The following is a 24771-nucleotide window of genomic DNA, read 5'->3' as shown; positions in this document are numbered from 1 at the left end:
ACAAAAACTATATATCAAGAGGATTAGCATGTCACAGATTAAGGGTTTGATGAGAACTCACAATTTAGGAGAATTAAGGGCCGAAGACATCGGAAAGATTGTAACACTATGCGGTTGGGTAAATAAGAACCGCGACCTAGGTGGACTTACTTTTATCGATTTAAGAGATAAGTTTGGTTTAACTCAGCTTAACTTTACAAATTTCAAAGGCGACGTTGATCTTCTTAAAAAGTGTCACCTCGAATCAGTTATTATGATTAAAGGTGAAGTGGCAAAGCGTCCAGAAGAAGCTTTAAATAAGAATATGCCAACAGGTGAAGTTGAAGTCCATGTTGAAGAATTAGAAGTTCTATCAGAGTGTGATATTAACAATATTCCATTTCTTCCATATGGAGCGACTGAAGCAACAGAAGATAATAAGCTTAAGTATCGCTACCTTGATCTAAGAACAAAGAAGCTTCAAGATATTTTAAAACTACGTTCTAAGATTACTTTAGACGTTAGAAATACAATGCACGAAAACGACTTTATTGAAGTTGAAACTCCAATTCTATATAAGTCGACTCCTGAAGGTGCTCGTGACTATGTTGTTCCATCTCGTGTTCATCCAGGTCACGTTTATGCACTTCCACAGTCACCACAAACACTAAAACAACTTCTTATGATTGGTGGAACAGATAAGTACTTCCAAATTTGTAAGTGTTTCCGTGATGAGGATCTTCGAGCTGACCGTCAGCCAGAATTTACTCAAGTGGATATTGAAGTTTCTTTTGCGACAGAAGAGTACATGAAGAATCTTGCAACAGATCTAATGAAAAATATTTTTGAATTAGAATCAGATTATGAGATTCCTGTAATGAATTATAACGATGCCATGAGAGATTATGGTTCTGATAAGCCAGATGTTCGTTTCGGTCTTAAGCAACATGTTGTTTCTGATCTTTTTAAAGAAACTGAATTTGGTGTTTTTAAAAATGCTATTGAATCTGGTGGAATGGTTAAGGCCATGTTCGTTCCTGCAACGATGGGAACTTTTTCACGTAAGATCCTTGATGGTTTTGTAAACGTTGTTAAGCCATTTGGTGGAAAAGGTGTTGCCTTCTTTAAAGTTGAAGAGGGGAAAGCATCTGGTGGTATCTCTAAGTTTATCACTGACGATGTGCTAGCTAATCTATCAAGTCTTCCAGACCTTGATGGTGATTCAAAATCTGGAACATGGTTATTCTTCGCTGATAAAGAAGAGATCGTTCATGACAGTGCAGATGCTCTACGTCGCCACCTTGGACAAGAGCTTAAGCTTATTGAAAATAGTGATAAGAAATATGCTTTCTTATGGGTAAATGACTTCCCATGCTTTGAAGCTGATGAAGAAAGATTATACGCAAAACACCATCCATTTACTTCTCCAAAATTAAGTGAAATGGATAAGTTTATGAATGAAGAAATCAGCGTGAAAAACGAAGTTCTAAAGAATCTTCCAGCTCAAGCATATGACCTCGTTTGTAATGGTTACGAGCTAGGTGGTGGATCGATTAGAATTCACAATGGTGCTGTTCAAGAGAGAATGTTTGAAGTTCTTGGAATGAGTGAAGAAGAAGTTGAAAAGCAATTTAGCTTCTTTGTTAATGCACTTAAATATGGAACTCCTCCGCACGGTGGGATTGCTCTAGGGCTTGATCGTATCACAATGGTAAAGGCAGGAACTGACAATATCCGTGACGTTATTGCATTTCCAAAAACAACGACAGCAAGTGATATGATGTCGAATGCACCTTCTATTCCTTCAAAAGAGCAGACTGATGAACTACACTTTAGTTTCTTAAAATAATCCAATCTTCCTCCTGTTGCTAATGCGGCAGGAGGAAACTTAAGAAGACTCTATGATTAAAAGCTTATATGATGAATTTAGAACTGAGTGGAAGAACAACACTGCAAAGTCAGTCATCTTTCAGTTCTTAGGCATCATTGCTTTCTTTCTTGTCTATACTTCAAATTTACCTTTAGAAGAAAATGCTAAAAAATTCTTAGCAATCTTTTCTTATGTTGTCGTTCAGTGGCTACTTTCAAGTACTACTTTATTTATATCAGGTCTTATGGGAGTTGCTCTAACAGTTTTACTTGGAGTTATATCTTTTGAGGAAGCCTTTAGTAGTTTTAGCTCACCAATAATCTTTCTCTTTATGGGAGGTTTTCTCTTAGCTCGTGCGATGGAGAAATTAGGATTAGATCGAAAAATTTCGATTGCAATATTAAGTTCAAAGTTTATCAATGGAAGTTTTAATCGAACACTTGCGGTAATTATCGTTGTAACTGCTACTTTTTCGATGTGGGTTTCAAACTCCGCAACAGCAGCTATGATGATCTCGATAGCTTTTGGTATCTTAAAGTCATTTAAAGTGAAAGAGGATATTACAAAACAGTATTTTCTTTTAATTATTGGCTATGCTGCCACTGTCGGGGGAATGGCAACGCCAATAGGTTCACCTCCAAATCTCATTACGATGGGTTTATTAGAGCAGCATACAGGGCAGAGCTTAACATTTTGGGATTGGTTTAAATACGGTTTGCCTTTAAGTTGTGGTTTCATGTTGATTTTATTTCTTTATGCCAAGAGTAAAATTACAGAGGCCATACCTAAGGTTGATAAGAAGGATCTCATCCTAAGCTTAGGAAAGGACCATAAGATTTCAAATAATGAATTTCGTTTAATGGCCATTTTCTCATTAACGGTTTTCTTTTGGTTTGCTCCAACTATTGCAACTTTTGTTCTTGGTAAGGCCAATGCTTTAACCATCTATTTGCATAAGTATGTGACACCGGCCATGGTTGCTATCATTGCATCGTGCTCACTTTTTATGTTTCCAATCTATAGTAAAACAAAGCTATTGGAGCAAGAGGACATTAAGAAAATAGATTGGGGAACTTTGTTACTTTTTGCTTCAGGTCTTTCCCTTGGGACAACTCTTTTTAAAACTGGAATTGCAGAGTATGTTGGAAATAATATCATTACAATATTTAGTAACTTTAGTTTTTCAGTTATTCTAATTTTTATTGTGGCCATTACAATTCTTTTAACTGAGTTAGTAAGTAATACGGCCGCTGCAAATATTCTTGTTCCGATTTTAATTGCGGCTGCAGCAAAAGTTGGTTTTTCAACAACAACCGCAGCTTTTGTCATTGCTTTCAGTTGTAATATGGCCTTTATGCTTCCTGTAGCAACTCCGCCAAATGCTATCGTTTATGGAACAGGCCTCGTTTCAATGAAGAAAATGATCGGATTTGGTGCAATCTTAAACCTGATCGCTTTTGTCGTCCTTTGTGCCATCGTTGCATTCTTCTAAGGTTAATATTTCCTTTTAATTTAGTTTTTCTCTGATTATTAAAATGACCAAAGAATTTTGTCGAAAAGCGCAGTATGAAAGCACTTAATCTATCGATTCTTATTCTTTTTTCATTAAATTCTCTTGCCTTTGATGGTTTATTTGAAGACCTTTCAGAGATGGCCGACTGTGTAGAATGTGTCATTATGGAAGGTGCAAGTGAGGGCCAAGGAGGAGGGTATCCGAGTGGAGGCTTTTCTGGCGGAGGATTCCCAACTACTTCTGGTGGTGGTATGGGTGGGGTAGTTTTTGGAAGCGGTATGGGTGGTTACGGCGTTGGAATCACTAACGAGCTAACTCCAAAGAAAAAGAAGGAGATTGCAAAGCAATTTGCAATGAACCAACTTCAATATCATATTGGCAATTCTGATAAAGACACTATTAATCTGGATGAATACTTCAATAGTGTTGATCCTGAAAATGAGTTAAAACGACAAGATCGCGAAGAAATTGTTGCTGATTTAATTAGTCGCTCGACAACTCCTTTCTACGAATATGATTCTAAAACAGGAGTTGGAAGTTATACCGTTAGCCCAAATATCGATCGTCTAATCAGATCAAGTCAGGCAACGGGATATATTGTTTCTGATGAGTCCTATAAAGATCGTGAACTTGCTCAAGCTTATATTAGTTATCAAGGTGATGTAGACGGTCTAGTTAAATACCTAAAAGATAATTTCTCCGGAGAGAAATTGGCCGAAGCGGCCAATCAATATGCTATGTATACTGGTGTGGATAGTAGCGGCAATTTGACGGATGGTTACTATAAATTAATGAAACTCTCGTTAGAAGAAGGGGAGTTATCTAATGATAAAGTGATGAATTTAATCAGACATGAAATTACGACCAGGGCCTTAGGTGGAAAACCAACACCACTTTCAGGTCTAATTGAGAGACATATTGATGTTACTGAGTCTTTTCGTAATAACTTCGGCGATAACCTCGCTTGTGAGTATGCAAAAGGTGTTTATCTAAACACTAATAAGTGGAAGGAAGAAAGTAGTGCCATGCTACCAAATGGTGCAAGCTCATATCCTCAAATGAATTATGAACAAGAAGAAATGATTAAAAAGCTCAAAGAAAGAGCAGTTGTTAATAATGTAAATATGATGTCTCATTATCAGGCACTCGGTGGTAATTTAGAAGTTCCATGTGGAGACGGGAAGTATCCAAAAGACTATTTAAAGATTGCTATGGATGAAGGTCTTCTAAGCTTCATGGAAAAAGAAGAGCTACAAGCATTAGGTGTTTTGGAAGAGGATTGTTATGAGAATGTTTCAAGACTTGATCTTGCAAAACTTTGCGATGCTGCTTCTATTGCATGGATTCTAGAGAGGCAAACAAGTCGAAACCTACGAATGTCAGAGAAAACAAAGGACTCTAATGTTAAACATCACTATATAGAAGGAAGAGATAATTGCAGTATTACAGTACTTGATAATATTGTTAGGCAAAATGGCCGAACTGTAGATCGAGAAGTTCAGGTTCTCTTAAATAGTGATGAAGTTATTCTTAAAACAAAAAGTATGGACCAGCTTAAGGCCAGTATTAAAGAGCTTTACGACAAATAGTAAGATCTTTGTTGCACGAAATCATAGGGGCAGATAAAATAGAATATTATGGCCCTAAGTTTAAATAAAACTTTTGAAAAATCTTCAAAATCCAAAATTAAAAAACGTATTGAGAGTTCAGATGAATCTCTTTTGGAGATTATTCTCGATCATAAAGAAGAGCGCTCACGTCGTAAGCAAAAAGGTGAGTTAAAGGCCAATGTAAAAAGGCCATGGGATTCTAGAGATAGTGATCAGAGAGATCTCTTTAAGAGTGATAGTGAAGGCTATAATAAATCAAAAGTCGCATCTAAGTCTGTGATGCAGCCTTATAAAGAATCAAAAGCACCTACTTCTGATGAGAAATTAAAGTCTCGCGTTGTTGGGCGCGCCAGTGAAATCTTTTCTGACTTAGACTTTTAGGGGCGCGGGTACCAATGGAAGTTTCAGGTACTTAGCTTACTTATAAGTGCTTAAGCTGCTCTATATAAGTCTCTTTTGATCATTTTATCTTGTGAAAACGATTTAAAACGTAAGTTTAAAGAAAGTTATGATGTTTTCAATTGGAAATGAGGGGCTAAACTATTGAAAGTTCCATTGGTACCCGCGCCCCTAAGAAGAAACTTCTAAGAAACTTCTTCAAAGAGAGCGATCTGTTGTGCTTCTTCAGGAGTTGATACTTCCGCTTGTGCTAAGGCATATTCAAAATCATCCATACATACTACATGAGTGTGAGAGATAAAGTCTTGAACACCTTTTTGATCTTTCCTAACAAAGTTTAAGGCAAGTGGTAGATACGCTAGTAGGCTAGCAAAGACATATCCAATAGAGCGGCCAAAGCAGTCGAGGGCACTTAATTCTTCTGTCATATCTCGTGAGCTAACAACCTTTAGCTTAAAGAAAGCTTTTCCAAGCGTTTGTCCATTTCCTAAGTAATAAGAAAAAAAGAAATAACTAAAGAACATGATCGCCAGGGATAGGTTTGTTGTGTGGGCTTGAAACGTAAACGTCGAAACTCTCGGTGACGTTGAAATATTTGAAACATAATTATTTATAAAAGATAGCCAAACAAATGAAAGGGCCTTATTGGCAAAGACAATAATGTAGAGGTCACAAATAAATGCATATGCTCTTTTTCTAAGCCTATCATTTCGAAGCTTCTTGGCCGCTTTTGATTGTTTATAATGATCGTAAATTTCTGTCAGTTTCTGGTTTGCGCTCATGCCCTACGTATCGGCATCTAGGCATGGGAATAAAAAAAAAGGACGTGTTGAACACGTCCTTGGAAAATATTGCTTATTCTATAATTATCTAGCTAAAAGTAATTTGGTCGACTAATTGATGAAGCTTATTAAGTGCTTGAATTGGCGTTAAGTTGTTAATATCCATTTTTGTTAGATCATCTTCAACTTGTTTTAAATAGTCAGGTACTTCTTGAGTTACTTCAATATTAAAGAAATCAAGTTGCTCACCACATGCAGTCTCATCTTGTCCTAAAAGGGCCTTTGAAATATTTGTTTCTTTCTCCATGCTCTTTAAAACATTTTGAGAACGTTTTAAAACAGAAGGAGGAAGGCCAGCAAGTTTAGCAACGTAGATACCAAATGACTGCGAAGCTGCTTTTTCTATTAGGCGATATAGGAATTTTACATTTCCTTTATGATTTAAAGTTTCTACTGTTAAGTTCTTTGCTTGTGGATAACTATCAGCAAGATCAATTAATTCATGGTAGTGAGTAGCAAAAAGACATAGAGCTTTTGTTTCTTCAATGAAATGTTCAACTAGTGCCCACGCAATAGAAAGGCCATCATAAGTCGATGTTCCTCGTCCAACTTCATCAAGAATGATAAGAGAGTTCTCTGTTGCGTGCCTTAGAATCTCAGCTGTTTCGGCCATCTCAACCATGAAAGTTGATTGTCCTTTTAAAATATCATCACTTGCACCAAGACGACTAAATAAGAAATCACAGATACTAACTTTTGCATTTTCAGCAGGAACGTATGATCCAATTTGCGTTAGTAATTGAATGATTGCGATTTCACGCATAACTGTTGTCTTACCGGCCATGTTAGGACCAGTGATAAGACCAAAGTATGTTTTTTCATTAAGTTTGAGATCGTGAGGAATAAACTGATCTTTTATAGCAGCTTTAATTAACGGATGCCATGCACCGTGAATATCCATGTCACGGGACTTGTCCGAAATTGTCGGTCTCGAAAATTCTTCATTACGAGCTATCCAAGCAAGTGATTGGAGAGTATCTGTTGTGGACAGAATATTTGCTAGGTTTTGAATAGCATTACTTAGCATTGTGATTTGCTTAATTAGGTTTTTAAAGATTTCTCTTTCTAACTTTTCAAGTTTCTCACGAGCTACCACAACTTCTTTCTCAAATTGAGTTAGTTCTTCTGTTGCATATCTTTCAGAGTTTACGAGAGTTTGCCTACGTACAAAGTTTGCAGGAACTTTATCTGTATGAGTTTTTGAAACTTCAATGAAGTATCCAGCAACATTATTTGATTTAATTCTTAGCTTTTGAATTCCTGTCTCTTCACGGTATCGATTTTCAAGCTCAACAAGGGCCTGGGCCGTATTTTGTGAAACTTTAGCAAGGCGATCACGTGTCTTATTTGCACCTTCCTTAATTAAGTTTCCTTTATCGAGGCTTGCACCAATTTCATCATTGATCGTTAACTTAATTTCATTGCGAAGTTCAAAAAGACTTTCTTTTGCTTCTTTATTTAATTTTCCAAAGACATTAGTAGGAAGCTTCTTAAGAGAGTTTAATAGATCTTCATAGACATCAACAGCACTTGCAATATTAAGAAGATCTCCGGCATTTGCACGATTTGTCGCGGCCTTTGCTAGAATTCTTTCTAAGTCGCGTACGTTGTTTAATGACTCACGCGTATCTTGTAGAAGTTCATCATTTTTTAAGAAGTACTCAATTGTATCAAGACGATTTTTAATTTCTGCCTTACTCGTAAGTGGAGATGTGAAAATCGTTTTAAGTTTTCTTGAACCCATTGAAGTCTTTGTCTTATCCATAAAACCAAGGAGAGACTCTTTATAGGTTTCACGAGACTTTGGCAGAATCTCAAGTCCAGTTAGAGTTGGTATCGTCACTTTCATTGAGCCTGTTTCATCACTTAGGCTAAAAGTATGAAGGTGAGAGAATCCTTCGTGGTTTTGAGTTGAACAAATATAATATGAAAGGGCACCAATTGGTTCTAATACCGTTTCATTTTCTTTGATAACTTGGTCACGTTTATAAGTCGGAATTAATTTTTCAATATAGACACTCGAGTACTTTTCTTTAAAGTATTCTTTTGAAAGGTGAGTAACTAGAGTCCCGTTGTGTTCATTTAAAGTCGCAACGTTTTCATACTTATCCCATTGACCTAGGTATGTAAGAAATTCTTTTGGTGCAAGAACACGAAGCTTTTCAATAAAGTCCTCAAAAGTTTCAAGAATAAAACCTTTGAAGAATCCTGTTGTGAAGTCGATTGTGATAATTTCAAAGCGTCCATTTGTTTCATTACAAGCGACAATGAATTGATCTTCTTTTGAGTCGGTCTTATCGAGATCAAAGGGCATCCCTGGAGAAACAACTTGAGTTACTGCACGCTCAACAATTCCCTTTGCTTCTTTTGGATCTTGGACCTGTTCACATATTGCAACTTTTAATCCTTCTTTTGAAAAGCGATCAATATAAGTTGCGGCTGCATGATGTGGAATACCGGCCATTGGAATTTTGTGCTCTCCAAGTTTTCCTCGGTGAGTAAGAGCAATATTTAAAATCTTAGAAGCGTTAATTGCATCTTCAAAGAAAACTTCATAGAAGTCACCCATGCGAAACATTAGCATGTGGTCGCGATATTGGGTTTTGATCTCGTGATACTGGGCCATCATTGGAGTTAGCTTTACTCCTTCGGCCACGATTTTCTCAATCTCTAAAGTCATATTATTGTTTCCCATATGTGTTGTGTATTCCTGAGCGATTAACTCTACCAAATACGCAACCATTGGAAAAGACTCCAATACTTACAATTGGCATGACGCGGATATTTGTCGTAAAATAGAAGGACGTAAATAGCTGATTATTTACTCAATTTTTAAGGAATTTATTTTGCTAAGCGTTGGACAGAGGTTGTCAATTTGGTTATTTCTCTTTGGCATCTTCGCTTCTACATATATGGGACTCTTTGTTACTTACAATACAACGGGTATTGATGAGAGTATGAATGAGCTTCTTGATCAAGACGTCTACTCATATTTTAAAAATGTGAAGTACTTTAAAATGTCTGATAAGCAAGGACGTTATCATTTAGATGCTGCTGAGGTTTCACAAAATTTAACAACCAATGTTTTGATTCTAACAGAGCCGAGTGGGGTTCTAATAAACGACTATCAGTCGCAGCCGATGTATTACGATGCCTACACAGGTGTAATCAATGTTAATAAGAAGTATCTTTCTTTAAGAGGAAATGTCATCTTAAGAGATCCAAATATTCGTATCGAGTCTGACTCAATGACATATTCTGATAATTCCCAAATGGTAAATTTTCAAGGAAATGCAAAATCATCATCTAAGAATTTCGATGCTGCTTATGAAATTGAAGTTGGCGCAGATAATCTTTCATACAATCTCTCAAATGAGTTAGTTAGATATGATGGAAATGTAAAAGGAAAGGTAAGTCGAACGAGGGCCTATGAAGATGATATCAAATTTGAGGCCAACTCGATTGTCGTCGATAAGAGCAAGCGCAATGCCAATTTGAGTGGAAATGTAAAATTTCTTAAATCTCAACTAGTTGCAAGTGCTCGAAATGGCGAAATCTACCTAGATAATTATAACAAAAAGCTCAAGTATTATGCACTTTATGACGATGTGGTTATTGAGGAAACTGTTTCTCCTAAAGGACAGCCACCTTTCAAAAGGAAGGCTTTCAGTGAGAGACTCGAGGGATTTATGGCAGAAGAAAAAATCGTTCTGCTAGGTCTTCCAAGGGTTTATCAAAAGAAAGACTTATTGAGAGGTAACACAATTGTTCTTAGGCGAGACATCGAAACCATTGAAGTTGATGATGCTAATACGAATTTTAAAATAAGGTAATAGCATGTCAGAAGAAATAGCACAGTTATCAGCTCATGGTTTAAAGAAAGTTTACGGCGGACGAGAAGTCGTTAAAGGCGTAAGCATCGATGTTAAGCAAGGAGAAGTTGTCGGTTTACTCGGCCCAAACGGTGCTGGAAAGACAACATCGTTTTACATGATGGTTGGGCTCGTTAAAGCAGATGAGGGTAGTATTGATCTCTCAGGTGAAGACTTAACGGAGCAGCCAATTCATATTAGGGCCCTAAAAGGTGTTGGATATCTTCCTCAGGAAGCTAGCATCTTTAGAGATTTATCGGTTGAGGCCAATATTTACTCGGTACTTGAAAACCGAGACTTACCAAGGGCCAAGAAGAAGACACTTCTTGATAACTTGATAAGCGACTTTGGTCTTGGACATATCCGTAAGTCTCTCGGTTCAGCTCTTTCCGGTGGGGAAAGAAGAAGAGTTGAGATCGCACGAACACTGGCATTAGAGCCAAAGTTTGTCCTTCTCGATGAACCTTTCGCTGGAGTTGACCCGTTAGCCGTTAATGACATTCAAACTGTTATTAACAGCTTAAAAACGAGGAATATTGGAGTCCTCATTACCGACCACAACGTTAGAGAAACACTTGGAGTAGTTGATCGCGCGTTTATTATGAGTAGTGGAGAATTACTTGTAAGTGGGACACCGGAAGATATTGTAAACGATGAAAGAGCACGGAAGTTCTATCTTGGTGAAGAATTTAAAATGTAGCTAGACCAATAAACTAAAGTAGAGGTCTGGTTACGAAATGAATAAGGAACCACTATGGCCACTAAACTTTCACAAAGTCTAAATCAGTCTCAACAACTCGTGATGACGCCGCAACTTCAGCAGGCGATTAAACTACTCACATTAAGTCACTTAGAAATGACAGATGTTATTGCTAAGGAGATGGTTGAAAATCCGATGCTAGAAGAAGTTTCCCATGGTGAGGGAGATTACAAACTAGATAAGTTAGAGAATCAATCTAAAGAAGCAAAGGCCGACGATTTTAAAGAAGAGGCCATGATGAGTAGTGGTGACGATATCGACTGGCAAAAGTATGTCGATAGTTACAACTCAACTACATATGAACCAAATATGGCAACACCATCTCTTAGTCCAGATGATATGCCTAATTATGAAAATATGGTTTCCAAAGGTGCTTCACTAGCTGAGCACTTAGAGTGGCAGCTACGTATGGAAGACCTTAACGATGTGGAAATTGATTTTGCAATTGAGATCATCGGAAATATTAATGATGATGGTTATCTCTCATGTAAGTTTGATGAACTAATTGAGACTTCAAACCTTGAGCGTGAAGAGTGTTTGGGAATGCTGGAGCTTGTGCAAAGACTTGATCCTGTAGGATGTGGTGCTCAAGACCTTGTTGATTGTCTTCTTGCTCAGGCGCGTATCGCTGAAGAGCGTTCACCTTTACTAGAAAAACTTATTCGTTTTCATTTAACGAATCTTAAAAATAGAGATTATAAGAAAATTACAGCTGATACTGGTGTTGCAGAAGAGCAGATTATTGAAACAGCAAAACTACTTCATAATTTTCATCCAAAGCCAGGAAGACTTGTTGGTGGGGGAGAAACTCATTATGTAACTCCTGATGTTTACGTAGTTGAAATCGGTGGAGAATTCGTTGTTCAGGTTAATGACGACGGTGTACCAAGATTAAGAATTTCTAAAATGTATCAGGATATGCTTAATCAAGCAGAATCCCTACAGAATAAAGAAGCTAAAGAATTTGTGGAAGAAAAACTTAAGTCGGCTTTATGGCTAATTAAGTCTATAAATAAGAGACAGAGAACAATTGACCAAGTGGCAAAATCAATTGTGAAAAAACAGCAGCAGTTCTTTAAAAAAGGACCTAAGCATTTAAAGCCAATGGTTCTAAAAGATGTTGCCAATGAATTAGGAGTTCATGAGTCGACAGTTTCACGTGCTACTTCAAATAAGTATATGCACACACCAATTGGAATGTTTGAATTAAAGTATTTTTTCAACGCTGGAATTGGTGGAGATAAAGGTGGAGTGGATGCCGTAGGTGAAGTTGTTAAGCTTAAAATCAAAGAGCTTGTAGACAATGAGAATCCAAAGAAGCCTCTATCAGATCAGAAGATTGCCGACCTTTTGAGTCAAGAGGAGATGAAAGTAGCAAGACGTACAGTCGCTAAGTACCGAGAAAGTCTTGGCATTTTGTCGTCGTCAAAAAGAAAAGTAAAATAGCTCGATATTTTGGAAAAACAGCCGATAGGTCAGTTCCAAGATACTTTATATCATAGAGGAGAATGTATTTTATGAAAGTTACAGTAAGTTTTAGACACCTTGAGCATACGCCAGCACTTGATGAGAGAATCCACGAAAAGTCAGAGAAGATTGCAAAATATCTGGACGGTAATCTCCATTTGAAGTGGAGCTGTGAAGTAAGAGATGGTCGCGAGCACTATGCTGAAATTGAGGTTCTAGGGCCAGGGTTTGACTTCCATGCTGAAGCTCATTCGGAAAACCTCTACAAAACAATTGACCTAGCAGTTGCTAAAATTGAAAAGCAAGTGCAGAAGAAAAAAGAGAAAATGCGTAATCGCAAAAAGATGCCTCATAAAGATATCGAGATCCTTGATCCAGAGAGTGCTTGGCTTGAGCACGAGCCTGATATTGATGATATGGCATCTTAAACTTATTTCTTAAGTAAAATTAATATCTAAAATAAGGCCTTCTAATAAAAAAGAAGGCCTTTGTCTTTTGTTGCTCTTCTTGCTAAGCTTCTCGCCTTAGAAAGGAGACCTTATGAAATTCTTAATTTCATTTTTATTAATTTTTAATACTTTTGCTTATGAAGAAATCTCTTCACACACTAACTTTTATAAGAAAGTAACTCACTATGCTTTAAAGAATAAAGTCGCTCCAAGTGACATTCTTGTCATCTACGATATTGATAATACTTTACTGCGTTTTAAAACGAGTTTTGCTAGTGATCAGTGGTTTAACTGGCAAAAAGATCAGATAAAAAAAGGATGCCCAAAACACTGTATCGCAAAATCTGTTGGGGGAGTGCTTCAGTACTCGTATAATGCGACTTTCTTGTCACGTATGTTACTTGTCGAAAAAGAGATCCCATCGCTTATCAGAAGCCTTCAGGAAGCTAATTATGGGGTTGTTGCTCTAACATCACGTGGGCCAGTTAATCATCCAGCAACAATTCGTGAACTGAATCGAAATGGCGTTGATTTTGATAAGAGGAATGCACCGAAATGGCCATTTTCTACTAAGCTGAATGGGCGAAAGGTTCGTTATGCAGATGGTGTCTTCTTAACGTCAGGGTTAAACAAAGGTGAGATGCTTACTTATCTTATTAATCGACCTAATTTAAAAAAGAAGTATAAAGCGATTTTCTTCTTAGATGATCGATTAAAGCATGTGAAGCATATGGATAAGTGGTTTAAGGGAAAGCTTGATGTTAATTCATATCGATTAACAACGACAGATAAAATCGTTAAGGCTTTCGAAGAGTCTGATAAGAAAGAAGTAATAAGAGTTGGTGAAGAATTTAAAGCATTGATGAAAGATTTAAATTAAAAAAAAAGCCTTCTTAGAAGGCTTTTTAATATGATCTTGTCGTACAAAAAGTATTCATTCCAATTGTTGTACATTCAGTTTTTCCTGAACTTCTGCTTGTGCGAAAACTACCATCCCAGCTGTCTTGATCATGTTGTCTCATTGTAAGATAAGCAGATAGTGATGTTCTTTCTTGTTCAGAGAGATAAATGCTTTCTCCATTTTCAACTGCTCTTGATAACTCTTTAAAGTCGATATCGGCATCCTCTCTAATTGTGAGCATTCGCATACTTAATTTAACGGGATATCTTCTCTCATCCCAATTCTCTTTTATATGTCTTTTATTTGCTTTCTTATATCGCTTTCCATCTGATGATTTAATTGCGAATAGTCCAAATTTAAAGATTACACCTTTTTCATTTCGCATTTCATAGTTATCCACATGCCAATACTTTAATCCATCGCTTCCAATAATAAGACCTTGGTCTTCATCAAAGTAAGATCCAGCTTGGTCAAAAGGAGCAAGTTTTGTTGGAAAGATACCTGCCTGTGCGCTTGAAATAGAAATTAGCATGATAAGAAATATACCAAAGATTGATTTCATTTATTTCCCCCTATCGAAATATGAACAATCTATATCGTCGGGGGAGTGATGCTGTCTAGAGACAAAATGACACTACTAATTAATTGTAGAACTCGCGCATAAAGTCTTTAATAATCTTTTGTTCAACTGTTCCTTTTGTGCGAAAAGGGGCCGTGATTCTTACATTTAACTCAATTTCTTCCTTTGAATTAAAAGTAATTTGAACTCTTGGCTTTAAAAGAGGGGTTTCAAGGTGAGACTTTGTAAATAGCTTATTAAGAGCTCTTTGGGCCACTTCAAAATACTCTGAACAATAGAAGTCTGCTCTTTCAAGGAGTATTTGCTCTGCTTTTTCCCAATCATCATGAGGATCTAATATTATATTAAAGCTATGAAGAACATAGCTTTTTAAGAATGTTTCATTTGTTACCTTACAGCTTAGAAATACTGAATTTGGGATAATGATGGAGCGTCCCGTAAAATTATGAGAGTTCTTATTTGGCCCAAATTCTAAAAGAGTCGTTGTAAAAAGATCGCGATCGATAACGCTTCCTCTTCTTCCATCGACTTCGATAGCATCACCAATTATGAAGCCACCAGAGAAAGTTTTATAGATTCCACCAATTAAATTAAGGGAGAATTCCTTTGTAATAAGGACGATAGCAACAAGAACAGCAGCGAGTGAAAAGGCCAAGTTTTTAATCTCTGCCGAATATATATACAGTGCAATAAAAGCAAATAAAATTGTTAGAGAGATATTTGTATTAACAACATAACGTCTTTTCTGCTCTGTAGAAACTGACTTTGTCTTCTTTAGTACAAAAGAGACAAAGTGATTAATAAAATAGAAAAGAATAATCAGTAATACTAAATATACTGACTTTTTAATTTCACCATTTGCATTAATAAAAATATTCTCTAATTTCATAAGCTTAATTATAGTCTCAAATCCATAAATCCAGAATAACTATTTGCACAAAATTGCAAATGTTAAAGACATAGTTAATAACATAGTGATAAAATTAATCAACCTGAAAATCATTTATAAGTAATCAAAAATAAAGGACTTTTGTTCATATGCTTAACGTTTCCAATATTTCAAAAATTCAAAGTAGTGAAACTCTCTATTCAGGAGGAAGTTTTCAAATAAATCCAGGTGAAAAAGTTGGTCTCGTCGGTCCAAATGGAGCTGGTAAAACAACACTATTTCGAATGATTATTGGAGAAGAAAAGCCAGATGAAGGACAAGTGTCATTTCCCGATAAATTACGTTGGGCCTATTTTTCACAAAAAGTAGGTGAGCTTGCGGGCCAAACAGCTCTTGAAGTTGTTATGTCCGGAGATGATAAAATTTCAAAATTAGGTGAAAAACTTAAGGTTTTTGAAGAGAAGCTGGCCGATTGCGCCAATATGAGTGATGACGAAATGAATGATGTCCTCATGAAAATGGGTGATGTTCAATCAGAGTTTGAAAAAAGAGGTGGTTATGACCTCGAAACTCGCGCTGAAGAAGTTCTGACAGGACTTGGGATTATGCCAGAAGATCACGGGAAGATGATTGAAGACTTCTCTGGTGGTTGGAAAATGAGAATCGCCCTTGCGCGAGTTCTTGTGATAAGTCCTGATCTTATTATCATGGATGAGCCGACAAACTATCTTGATATGGAGTCGATTCTTTGGCTTGAAGATTGGCTTAAGACTTTTGAAGGGGGAATCTTTATGACGACCCACGATCGCGACTTCATGAATAATGTTTGTAATAAAATTATTGAGATCGCTCATAAGAGAATTACCACATACTCGGGAAATTATGAGTTCTACGAAAAAGAAAGAGATATTAGAAGAGAGCAATTAATCGCTCAAGCTTCAAGGCAAGCTGATATGTTGGCCAAAGAAGAAGAATTTATTGCAAAGTTTAAGGCCCGCGCCTCTCATGCGGCACAAGTACAATCTCGTGTAAAAAAATTAGATAAAATTGATCGTATTGAAGTTCCTGCTGAAGAAGAAAGCATAAGCTTTCAATTTCCAACACCTCCGCGAGGTGGAGATGATGTTGTTATTATTAAGGACCTTGCAAAGTCTTGGCCTTTAAGTGAAGGAGCGCAACACGATGTCTTTGATGGCCTTTCAGTAACTGTTAAAAGAACAAATAAAATTGCCGTTGTGGGTGTTAATGGCGCAGGTAAGTCAACGTTATTAAAATGTATCACTGGCCATACAGACGCAACAAAAGGAATTGTTAGCATTGGCCCAAGTATTAAACTTGGCTACTTTTCACAATATTCACTAGAGGTATTAAATCCTGAATCATCAGTTTTTGATGAAGTAAGAAAGGATCTACCAACAGCTAGTGATGGATATATTAGAAACCTTCTTGCGGCATTCTTATTTCGCGGGCAAGACGTTGATAAGAAAGTTAAGTATCTTTCTGGAGGAGAGAAGTCGCGACTTGTTCTTGCAACTCTTCTTTCACAAAATAATAATTTTCTGGTTCTCGATGAGCCAACAAACCATTTAGATATTAAATCGAGAGAAGTCCTCTTAGATGCTCTTAAGAGATATGAAGGGACGATAATGTTTGTTTCCCATGATAGACACTTTTTGAGTGAGTTGGCCGAACAGGTTTACGAAGTCGATAAAGGTGAAGTAAGAATTTTTCCTGGGAACTATAAAGAATATTTGGAAAGGATTTAAATATGATTCACTTAGTTAATACTGAAGCACAGTATTTAATTCTATTTACAGTGCTCTTAATATTGCCAAAGCTTTTACTGAGGTTTCAGATCCCAATAGGGATTTCTTCGATTGCATTGGGTGTCGGAGCTGGATTAGGACTGGGGTGGTTTAGAGGAGATGAGCTTCTTCTTATGCTATCTCGTCTTGGTATTACTTCTTTATTTCTCTTTGCTGGTTTTGAAGTTGAAATAGAAGAGCTAAAGCAAAATTGGAAGGAGTTATTTTTAGGAGTAACTCAAATGTTAGCAATTACGCTTTTAGTTGCTTTTGGAATTTCTCTTTACTTTGAAATTGCCTTTAGGCCTGCGACTTTAATTGCTCTTGGTATTATGACGCCATCGACAGGCTTTATTTTAAACTCTCTAAAAAATTATGGATTCTCAGAAGGTCAAGAGTATTGGATTCGTTCAAAGGCCATCTCTAAAGAAATTGCAGCGATCTTATTACTCTTTGTTACATTGCAGTCTGAAAGCCTTGTGAACCTTGGAAGTTCAACAATGGTTCTTATTGCACTAAGTGTTTTCTTACCATTAGCATATAAATTATTCTTCAAGTATATAGCGCCTTATGCAAAAGACTCAGAAGTTGGTTTCCTTATTCTTACAGCTCTTATCTGTGGTGTAATTACAAAGAAGATTGGAACTTATTATCTTGTTGGTGCATTTATCGTAGGATTTATTGCTTCAGAGTTTAAGCACTTTGGAAAATCGGATAAGTCAGAAGAGATCATTAAGAACTTACAAATGTTCTTCTCATTCTTTATCCCATTCTACTTCTTCAAAGCAGGGGTTAGTTTTACAAAAGACCTATTTAGTACTGAAGGATTAATCATTGGTTTAGTTTTCTTAGGAGTTTTTATTCCATTGAGAATTATCAATACATATTCAAATATGAACTTCTTTATGAAGGACTTTTGGCCTGATCGTAAGGAAATTACTATGTCACTTCTTCCAACTCTTATCTTTGGTCTTGTTATGGCCCAAATTTCAAGAGAAAGATTTGATATACCACTAGAGATCGTTTCGGGGCTTGTTATTTATACACTAGTTGCAAGTGTAATCCCTGCGTTTATGTTTAAGAAAGTTCCACCTGAGAACTTCTAAAAATACAATGTTGCGCCTAGGATAACTTGATGGTTTTCCGGGCGCTCACCACTTGGCTCAGTGCTATCATCAAAGACAAACTCAAGACCTAGTTCAACTTGACCATATCGGTAAATATAAGAGGCAAGATAATAGGACATTTCGTAGTCTTCATAATTAACTTCATCAGAATTTTGCCAATTATAGCCGATCATTAATTGATGTCTCTTTGTGATATTCCAACCAATTAATCCCTCAAAGTCATCAGTTCTAATAAAGTTTCCATCCACTAGCTCAAGATCCTTTGCATCAGCATAATTAAATGCTGTAAAAAATTCTTTATAGATGTATCTTGCTCCAACTGAAACCGATGTCTCGCTAATATCTTTTCCTGTGCTATCTGTAATGAGATTAATTGCAGCTGCACCAAGAATGATATTCTTTGTGATATAGCGAATAGAAGCTGCAATACTATGTTCTAAGATGAGCTGGCCAATAACATTGCCAGCAGAGTCGGTTATATCTGTTGACTCATCTCCTGTTAGTTTTGATTGGGCCCCTAAGTGAATATTTCCTAGCTTATAACGTAGTTGGATGAGATCGACTCCACGAGACGTTCCAATAACTTCACCATTTGAAGTATAAGTTGAAGAGGCAAATGCACCTGTCACCATAAAGATATCTGTTAGGCCAGATATGTCGTACCAGACAGACCAGTTCTTTCCAATCGTTGCCTCAAAGTCTCCCTTGGATAAGGAGAGGTAAGTTAGTCTTGTTGAAAATGGCCGGTCGCTAGTATTATCTACTTGAAAACGACCGGTCGTATTAGGAATTTCCTGAACGCTTTGGCTCGTATTGCTGGTATTGATTCCAAACTCAGCACGAAGACCAGTGGTGAACCCCTCGAGTAGGTCATCTCTCTCATATTTGAACCCAAAACGAGAGGAGTTATTATTTAGCGACTGAACTCCCGCTTGGCCAATAGCGGCCATTGAAAGCTTTCCGTATAGACTAAAATTTCCACCAAGGTCTTTGGCCTGAATTATTTTAGGAGTAAATAGAATGGATATTATAAAAAGATATTTTTGAATATACCCCACAAAACCCTCACTAAAATTAGTCTAATTTAATAGTAAAAGGGTTTTGTGTGGTTTTTTAACTTAAGAAAAGTAAATTCTTAGTGCTGTACGCCACCTACACCGTGAGCGTGACCGTGAGCAACTTCTTCATCAGTTGCCTCTCTAACTTCAGTGATTTCAATATCAAAAGTTAGATCTTGTCCTGCAAGAGGGTGATTACCGTCAAGAGTAACCTCTTCACCTTGTAGTTCGACGATTGTAAATGGAGGTAGACCTTGATCTTGGTTTACTTGGAATACGTCTCCAATATTTAATTGAGCGTCAGCTGGAAATTGTGACTTTTGAACTTTAATAATTAGTTCGTCATTCTTATTTCCGTAAGCATCTGCTGCTGCTACGTCAATTTTTGCTTTTTCTCCAACTGCCATTCCAATAACCTTTTCTTCTAGTCCTGGAATAATTTGTCCAACACCTTCAAGAAAAAGAAGTGGACCATGTTCAGAAGAAGTATCTAAAACTTCATTGTTTGAGTTCGTTAATGTGTAGTTAAATCCGATAACTTTTGGCATAATAAGCCCTCATGTTGTTAGTGTTTATTAATAAAAAAGAGTATAAAGTCTCAGCCTAACAATGTATTTGATAGAAGGCAAATAAAGAATGAGTGAATTAGATAATGTAAAATACATCGAAAAAATCAATGGATTCCTTGAGGAAACAATCCAATTGGTAAAACGTTTACCTGATTTGAACGCCGCAGCACTGGCCGATATTGCAGATAATATTAAGGCTTTGCGCGACGAGTCGCTAAATTGTAAGGAAGATGATTTACCTGGAATTATCCAGCAGATGAATTTATTGAATCAATTGGCCGAGCGTTACGAACAGCACCAAAGTATGCCAAGCCTGGAATCTCCATTCTTTGGTCACTTTAAAATTGAGCAAAATGGAAAGTTAAAAGACTTCCTTATTGGACACGTACCATTTTCACATAAAGAGCTAAAGTTTAAGATTATTGACTGGAAGAAATCACCAATGGCGAGAATCTTCTATCAATATGGACAAGGTGATGACTTTGACTTTGATCTCGATGATCGAGTTATCGAAGGACGTATTTTAGAGAAGGCCATCTTAACTGTTAGAGATGGACAACTGGTACGAGTTGACAGAGAAGGGGACTCATTTGTTTATCGTGATAATAAATGGATGTCCCTAAATGAAACAGTTAAAAAACTTGCTGGAGGAGAAGGGAGTGCAAATCAGTCCCTTGGTAGTGGGCGTACTGGATTTGATGGGCCAGAAGTAATCTCACTCCTAGATAAAACTCAATACGACCTTGTTAATCAAAGTGTGAATAAGCCACTTCTAATTACGGGGGGAGCAGGTAGTGGTAAGACTACAGTTGCTCTTTATAGAATTGCAAAACTTTGTCGTGAAGATGGGATTCGCCAACAAGATGTGATGGTTATTGTTCCAAACCAAGGACTTGTTAAGCTTTCAAAGAAGCTTCTAATTGAGTCTAATCTTGAAAATGTAAGAGTCTCTACTCTTGATGATCTTATTAAAAAGATTATTTTTCAAAATATAAGAAATATACCTAAGAAGATTGAATATAATCCGATGGATTCAATTGCCACTGTAAAAAGAAATCCTAAGCTTCTTAGTTTAATTGATGAATATCTTGAAAAGAAAGAAGAAGGAATTCGAGCAAAACTTAAAGATCGTGACCTTGAATTTTTCGATAATCAAGATGGCCCTCTTTATTTAAAACTTAAGAGAGTTAGTGAGAAGACTCATGATTCGATCTTAAAAGTAGAATTAAGAAAGTTATTAAAGAGCTTTAAAAATGTACGAGAAGAGTTATTAAATATCTTTTCAGACTATAGTCTAATGGAAAAACTTCCTGAGATGACTAATCGTCAAGTAACGTCACATATGCTTAAGGACTTAAAGTTTTATACTGCAAAACAAATTCAGTTAATGGACTCTGATAGTGATTACGTTAGTAAAGAGTCTCGTGATAGTGAAGTCACCGGATTTGTGGATAAGTACGATCTATCACTTTATAATTATTTAATTGTAAAACAATTTGGACATTTAAAGTATTTTGGCCGTGAATTTAAATTCTATAAGCATATCTTTTTAGACGAAGCACAAGAACTTTCACAAAGTGAACTTAAGCTACTTGGTCAAATTAAACATCGTGATGGAAATTTCACAATCGCTGGAGATAGTGTTCAGCAGATTGATCGCACTTTTGAATTCACTTCATGGCACGATGTCTGTCATAACCTTGAATTAGATGTCGATGATATTCAAGTTGAAGAACTCAATGTTTCTTACCGTTCACCAAAAGAGATCGTCTCTTTCGCTCATCATGTACTAGGTCCACTTGCCCCTAAGCAATTACCTGATTCAAAGCGAGATGGTGGACCAATTGTTGAAACATCTGTTCAACATTTGGAACATGCGGCGATGCTAGTGAGTAGTGCTCTTATTGAACTAATGAATCGCGAACCGAAGGCCTCTGTTGCCATTATTTGTGCTAAGGAGAGTGTGGCGCGAGAACTGTATCGAGAAATTGAAGAGGTCGGAAGTGTTCGACTTGTTTTAGATGAGAACTTCTCACTGAAGCCTGGGATTGAAGTCACAACAGTAGAACAAATCCGAGGACTCGAATTTGATTATGTCATCATTCCAGATTGCGATAAGGAAAACTATCCAATTGATAACACTGCTCGTAAACGTCTACATTTAGCAGCGACACGTGCAATCCACCAATTATGGTTACTATATAAGGATAAGTCTCTTATTGCTTAAGTAAGAGACTATAGAGGAAGAAGTTTGAAAAATTTTGGATACGTAATTCTAGGCTATATGTCCTTAGTCGCTCTAAGCTTTATTGATAATGGACGTGGGGCCGTTTATCCAGAACTACTTCGCTTCTTTTCAATTGGGCCTGATAAGGGCTCATTAATCTTTTCTCTAATGTCTATTACCTCTGTTCTAGCATACCTATCAACTTCTCTTTGGCTACCTAGGCTAGGGCCTGTTGTCTCAACTCGAGTTGCTATGATCATGATGGCAATTGGAACATATGGTATTGGTGCAGGAGGAGACTTTCAAAACTTCGACTTAAGTTTAGTCTTTGGAGCCTTAGCTGGTTTTGGATTTGGAATTACTGGTATCACGATGAATTTTATGGTTGATTCGGGAGCACCACCTTTTCAAAAAAGGCGATTCTTATCGGGGCTACATGGAGCTTATGGGCTTTCTTCGCTCCTTGCCCCACAATTATTATCACTATTTCTTTATGTTAATCTTAGTTGGATTCACTATTTTAAATTTTTAGCAATTCCTTGTGCTATTGTTTTGATTTATTCATTTTTTACTCATGATAGTCATCATCAAGATATAAAAGAAAACCACGGTACAATGAAGGATGCATTTTTCATGAATCTCTTAATTGGCCTGTTTGCTGGTTGTTACGTAGCCTCGGAGATTATGGTTTCTTCTAGAATTAAGTATTATCTTGTAGAGGCCCATGGATTTAGTGAATACGTAGCAAATAATTATCTTTCTTATTTCTTTCTCTTTCTTATGATTGGGCGATTAGGATTCGCATTTTTTAGGATTGAATTAGAATCGAAAAAGTTAATTATTATCTCTTTAGTTTCGACATTAATTTGTTTTAGCTTAGGTGAGATACATCAAATATTTTATGCAATGACAGGGCTGTTTATGTCGTTTTGTTTCCCTGTCATTGTCGATTGGATTTCAAATTCATTTCCAAAAAAGAACCATGTCGTCCTTGGTAGTACCATGAGTTATATTGGAGTAGGAATTGCAATCATGCACTTTATCTTTGGTGCAATCGCTGAGCGCTTTGGTGCTGGCAACGCTTTCTACCTCTTTTATCTCTTAAATATTGGCTCTATAGTTTCATTTTTCATAGCGATGAGTCTTGTTAAAAGATATCATCAAAATGAGAGTTTATAAGAGAGATAATAGCTTCTAGGCATCGTTCCATAGTACTCGACGTTTTCGTAATCCTTATCAAGAATATTTAAAACTTTAAAAGAAAAGTTTTTATAATGATAAGTGAAATTACCTACAACATAGGACGGTAGCTCTCCACCAACATCTTTTCTCTTTCCAACGTATTGCCAATTATTAATCAGTCTTTGATTTTTACTTAGTTGATAACCAAGAATTAAGCTTCCTAATTGTTTTGGTGTTCTTAATAAATCAGAATCATCTGTTTCATTCTTTGCACGTTGAAAAGTTAGAGATGTCTTTATATTGAAACTATTTTTAAATTCTATTGAATGATTTAATTCAATCCCTTGAATTTGAGATTTTGCTATATTGTCATAACCAAAAACAGTAGTATCGTAATCAATTTGATTTTTAAGATCATAGTTAAATATAGCGACCTCAAATTGAGACATTATCGTATTGTAGCTAAAGATAAACTCTGTATTTATACTATCTGTTGGTTTTAAATCATCAACTTGGTTGGCCAGTTGATAAAGTGTAGGAAGTTTAAATCCTTGTGAAATATGTGCCTTTAAAGAGATCTCATTATTTATTCGATAACCTGCACCTGCGCTACCTATTACGTTTGAGTTATTAGACTGTATTGATGAGAAGTCATCAAATCGTAGTCCAAGATCGTAGAACCATTTCTCAAGACTTAAGTTTGCTGCAGTGTAAACTGAGTATAATTCACTTTGAGAATTCTCAACTTCGTCTTCTTGCTTTGTGTACTCAACTCCAGAAAGTAGGCTTAGGTTTTGAGTGTGCTTATACTTAATATCAAGTTTAGCTTGTGTCTCATTACCTTTATATAATGGCGTAAAGCTATTCGTAGGGTCTTCTCTCTTAATATGTGAATAACGAATACTTGGAGTTATCGTTAATTTTTCATCTTCAGAAAAATAATTAAACCCTAGGTAATGATTTGATTGAAGGTATTCATTAAGATCGTTTTCAACGACATCGATTGGACCATACGGTGGAGTGGATTCAAAACCATCAATTTCTACTTCTGAGTCAAGAAGTTGACCTTGATAATTAAGTTCTAATTGTTCGTTTAAAAGATAGCTTAAATTAAGATTGAGGTTTAAGTTCTTAAATGAATCATCTTCTGCATTTTTGATTCTATCTTCATTGACAGCAGAGTAGCCATCACTTGAGAGGTAACTCGCACTTAATCCATAATTGAGCTTATCAAAGTTGCCGCTGCTCTGAAGGCCAGCTTTAACTGTATTTAAACTTCCGTATTCAAGATTTAATGAATTGTTCTTATGTCCTTTCTTTGTATTAATCTTTAGAACACCACCAACAGCGTTTGATCCATAGAGTATCGACTGACTTCCTTTTAAGATCTCAATGCTTTCGATATTTTCGAGTAAAAGATTATTCACTTGAAAAGAGTTATTTATATCAGTTGGATCAACAAGCTCGATATTATCGATGATAACTTTAGAAAAACCTGTTGGTAGTCCTCTTAAGTTAAAACTTGCGATTGATCCAAGTCCTCCTGTTTGGGGTATGAATACCGATGACCTACCTTGTAAAAGCTCTTGCAAGGTCGTTGCTCCAGAGTCTTCAATTTCTTGGGCGGTAATGACAGTCACATCGCTAGTTATTTTTTCTTTTAATGTTTCAA

20 protein-coding genes are annotated in these 24771 nt (G+C 36.5%); 13 read left to right on the top strand and 7 right to left on the bottom strand.

Going from position 1 to position 24771, the window contains the following annotated elements; translation table 11 throughout:
* Positions 1 to 28 precede the first annotated feature (28 nt).
* The 4 genes from aspS (at position 29) to BALOs_RS11960 (ending at position 5353) form a co-directional block, all read left to right on the top strand.
* Entirely contained in the window at positions 29 to 1828 is a 1800-nt protein-coding gene (gene aspS, locus BALOs_RS11975) for an aspartate--tRNA ligase (RefSeq protein ID WP_240406484.1), read from the top strand.
* A gap of 52 nt (positions 1829 to 1880) precedes the next feature.
* Entirely contained in the window at positions 1881 to 3341 is a 1461-nt protein-coding gene (locus BALOs_RS11970) for a DASS family sodium-coupled anion symporter (protein ID WP_120405289.1), read from the top strand.
* A 74-nt stretch (positions 3342 to 3415) separates the two neighbouring features.
* A complete protein-coding gene (locus tag BALOs_RS11965) occupies positions 3416 to 4951 on the top strand; it encodes a hypothetical protein (protein WP_120405288.1) in 1536 nt (511 codons plus the stop codon).
* Between the two features lie 48 nt (positions 4952 to 4999).
* Positions 5000 to 5353, top strand: coding sequence for a hypothetical protein (locus BALOs_RS11960; RefSeq protein WP_120405287.1), 354 nt, complete (start codon positions 5000 to 5002; stop codon positions 5351 to 5353).
* Positions 5354 to 5556: 203 nt separating this feature from the next.
* On the opposite strand, the gene BALOs_RS11955 is transcribed toward BALOs_RS11960, so the two are convergent.
* Positions 5557 to 6153 carry an RDD family protein gene (locus BALOs_RS11955; protein ID WP_114705445.1) on the bottom strand — a complete coding sequence of 199 codons (597 nt, stop codon included), beginning with the start codon at positions 6151 to 6153 and terminating at the stop codon, positions 5557 to 5559.
* An 88-nt stretch (positions 6154 to 6241) separates the two neighbouring features.
* On the bottom strand, positions 6242 to 8956 hold the full coding sequence (gene mutS, locus BALOs_RS11950) for a DNA mismatch repair protein MutS (protein ID WP_114705444.1): 2715 nt from the start codon (positions 8954 to 8956) through the stop codon (positions 6242 to 6244).
* A 124-nt stretch (positions 8957 to 9080) separates the two neighbouring features.
* On the opposite strand from mutS, the gene BALOs_RS11945 reads away from it, so the two are divergent.
* The 5 genes from BALOs_RS11945 (at position 9081) to BALOs_RS11925 (ending at position 13641) form a co-directional block, all read left to right on the top strand.
* Positions 9081 to 10046: an LptA/OstA family protein gene (locus BALOs_RS11945; protein WP_114705443.1), complete on the top strand. Its 966-nt coding sequence runs from the start codon at positions 9081 to 9083 to the stop codon at positions 10044 to 10046.
* Between the two features lie 4 nt (positions 10047 to 10050).
* Positions 10051 to 10785, top strand: a complete 735-nt coding sequence (lptB, locus tag BALOs_RS11940; protein ID WP_114705442.1) for an LPS export ABC transporter ATP-binding protein — start codon at positions 10051 to 10053, stop codon at positions 10783 to 10785.
* A 54-nt stretch (positions 10786 to 10839) separates the two neighbouring features.
* Complete coding sequence (rpoN, locus tag BALOs_RS11935; protein WP_114705441.1) at positions 10840 to 12291, top strand: RNA polymerase factor sigma-54; 1452 nt, start codon at positions 10840 to 10842, stop codon at positions 12289 to 12291.
* A gap of 71 nt (positions 12292 to 12362) precedes the next feature.
* Positions 12363 to 12740: a ribosome hibernation-promoting factor, HPF/YfiA family gene (hpf, locus tag BALOs_RS11930; protein ID WP_158536735.1), complete on the top strand. Its 378-nt coding sequence runs from the start codon at positions 12363 to 12365 to the stop codon at positions 12738 to 12740.
* 112 nt (positions 12741 to 12852) lie between these two features.
* The gene (locus BALOs_RS11925) at positions 12853 to 13641 is read left to right on the top strand and encodes a DUF2608 domain-containing protein (RefSeq protein ID WP_114705439.1); all 789 of its coding nucleotides are present in this window, start codon (positions 12853 to 12855) and stop codon (positions 13639 to 13641) included.
* Between the two features lie 25 nt (positions 13642 to 13666).
* Here the strand turns inward: BALOs_RS11925 and BALOs_RS11920 are convergent, their stop codons facing one another.
* Both BALOs_RS11920 and BALOs_RS11915 read right to left on the bottom strand, forming a co-directional pair.
* Complete coding sequence (locus tag BALOs_RS11920) at positions 13667 to 14224, bottom strand: hypothetical protein (protein ID WP_114705438.1); 558 nt, start codon at positions 14222 to 14224, stop codon at positions 13667 to 13669.
* Between the two features lie 79 nt (positions 14225 to 14303).
* A complete protein-coding gene (locus BALOs_RS11915; protein WP_114705437.1) occupies positions 14304 to 15131 on the bottom strand; it encodes a mechanosensitive ion channel family protein in 828 nt (275 codons plus the stop codon).
* Positions 15132 to 15280: 149 nt separating this feature from the next.
* Between BALOs_RS11915 and BALOs_RS11910 the strand changes: the two genes are divergently transcribed.
* Complete coding sequence (locus BALOs_RS11910; protein WP_120405285.1) at positions 15281 to 16897, top strand: ABC-F family ATP-binding cassette domain-containing protein; 1617 nt, start codon at positions 15281 to 15283, stop codon at positions 16895 to 16897.
* A 2-nt stretch (positions 16898 to 16899) separates the two neighbouring features.
* Positions 16900 to 18042, top strand: a complete 1143-nt coding sequence (locus BALOs_RS11905; protein ID WP_114705435.1) for a cation:proton antiporter — start codon at positions 16900 to 16902, stop codon at positions 18040 to 18042.
* On the opposite strand, the gene BALOs_RS11900 is transcribed toward BALOs_RS11905, so the two are convergent.
* Together BALOs_RS11900 and BALOs_RS11895 are read right to left on the bottom strand one after the other, a co-directional pair.
* Positions 18039 to 19121, bottom strand: coding sequence for a porin (locus BALOs_RS11900; RefSeq protein ID WP_120405284.1), 1083 nt, complete (start codon positions 19119 to 19121; stop codon positions 18039 to 18041). The two genes, BALOs_RS11905 and BALOs_RS11900, sit on opposite strands and share 4 nt — an antisense overlap.
* 77 nt (positions 19122 to 19198) lie before the next feature.
* Positions 19199 to 19669: a peptidylprolyl isomerase gene (locus BALOs_RS11895; protein ID WP_199506598.1), complete on the bottom strand. Its 471-nt coding sequence runs from the start codon at positions 19667 to 19669 to the stop codon at positions 19199 to 19201.
* A gap of 88 nt (positions 19670 to 19757) precedes the next feature.
* Here BALOs_RS11895 and BALOs_RS11890 point away from each other — a divergent pair, with 88 nt between their 5' ends.
* Positions 19758 to 21917 carry a UvrD-helicase domain-containing protein gene (locus BALOs_RS11890; protein ID WP_114705432.1) on the top strand — a complete coding sequence of 720 codons (2160 nt, stop codon included), beginning with the start codon at positions 19758 to 19760 and terminating at the stop codon, positions 21915 to 21917.
* A 24-nt stretch (positions 21918 to 21941) separates the two neighbouring features.
* Entirely contained in the window at positions 21942 to 23096 is a 1155-nt protein-coding gene (locus tag BALOs_RS11885; RefSeq protein WP_114705431.1) for a sugar MFS transporter, read from the top strand.
* Here BALOs_RS11885 and BALOs_RS15250 read toward each other — a convergent pair.
* Positions 23078 to 24751 (bottom strand): TonB-dependent siderophore receptor, encoded by a 1674-nt coding sequence (locus BALOs_RS15250; RefSeq protein WP_256385954.1) that lies wholly within the window; start codon positions 24749 to 24751, stop codon positions 23078 to 23080. The genes BALOs_RS11885 and BALOs_RS15250 overlap by 19 nt on opposite strands.
* Between the last annotated feature and the right edge of the window lie 20 nt (positions 24752 to 24771).

Origin of the sequence: Halobacteriovorax sp. BALOs_7, assembly GCF_003612895.1 — a bacterium.
Classification (GTDB): domain Bacteria; phylum Bdellovibrionota; class Bacteriovoracia; order Bacteriovoracales; family Bacteriovoracaceae; genus Halobacteriovorax_A; species Halobacteriovorax_A vibrionivorans.
Note: the sequence above shows the minus strand (reverse complement) of the source record. Positions and strands in the feature narration are given on the sequence as shown.

What these genes read in the sequence shown, in the direction of transcription:
- mutS (WP_114705444.1), bottom strand. Translation starts at nt 8,956, where the DNA reads ATGGTTGCGTATTTGGTAGAGTTAATCGCTCAGGAATACACAACACAT.
- BALOs_RS11925 (WP_114705439.1), top strand. Translation starts at nt 12,853, where the DNA reads ATGAAATTCTTAATTTCATTTTTATTAATTTTTAATACTTTTGCTTAT.
- rpoN (WP_114705441.1), top strand. Translation starts at nt 10,840, where the DNA reads ATGGCCACTAAACTTTCACAAAGTCTAAATCAGTCTCAACAACTCGTG.
- BALOs_RS11965 (WP_120405288.1), top strand. Translation starts at nt 3,416, where the DNA reads ATGAAAGCACTTAATCTATCGATTCTTATTCTTTTTTCATTAAATTCT.
- BALOs_RS11905 (WP_114705435.1), top strand. Translation starts at nt 16,900, where the DNA reads ATGATTCACTTAGTTAATACTGAAGCACAGTATTTAATTCTATTTACA.
- BALOs_RS11960 (WP_120405287.1), top strand. Translation starts at nt 5,000, where the DNA reads ATGGCCCTAAGTTTAAATAAAACTTTTGAAAAATCTTCAAAATCCAAA.
- BALOs_RS11955 (WP_114705445.1), bottom strand. Translation starts at nt 6,153, where the DNA reads ATGAGCGCAAACCAGAAACTGACAGAAATTTACGATCATTATAAACAA.
- BALOs_RS11910 (WP_120405285.1), top strand. Translation starts at nt 15,281, where the DNA reads ATGCTTAACGTTTCCAATATTTCAAAAATTCAAAGTAGTGAAACTCTC.
- hpf (WP_158536735.1), top strand. Translation starts at nt 12,363, where the DNA reads ATGAAAGTTACAGTAAGTTTTAGACACCTTGAGCATACGCCAGCACTT.
- BALOs_RS11890 (WP_114705432.1), top strand. Translation starts at nt 19,758, where the DNA reads ATGAGTGAATTAGATAATGTAAAATACATCGAAAAAATCAATGGATTC.
- BALOs_RS11970 (WP_120405289.1), top strand. Translation starts at nt 1,881, where the DNA reads ATGATTAAAAGCTTATATGATGAATTTAGAACTGAGTGGAAGAACAAC.
- BALOs_RS11915 (WP_114705437.1), bottom strand. Translation starts at nt 15,131, where the DNA reads ATGAAATTAGAGAATATTTTTATTAATGCAAATGGTGAAATTAAAAAG.
- aspS (WP_240406484.1), top strand. Translation starts at nt 29, where the DNA reads ATGTCACAGATTAAGGGTTTGATGAGAACTCACAATTTAGGAGAATTA.
- lptB (WP_114705442.1), top strand. Translation starts at nt 10,051, where the DNA reads ATGTCAGAAGAAATAGCACAGTTATCAGCTCATGGTTTAAAGAAAGTT.
- BALOs_RS11895 (WP_199506598.1), bottom strand. Translation starts at nt 19,669, where the DNA reads ATGCCAAAAGTTATCGGATTTAACTACACATTAACGAACTCAAACAAT.
- BALOs_RS11920 (WP_114705438.1), bottom strand. Translation starts at nt 14,224, where the DNA reads ATGAAATCAATCTTTGGTATATTTCTTATCATGCTAATTTCTATTTCA.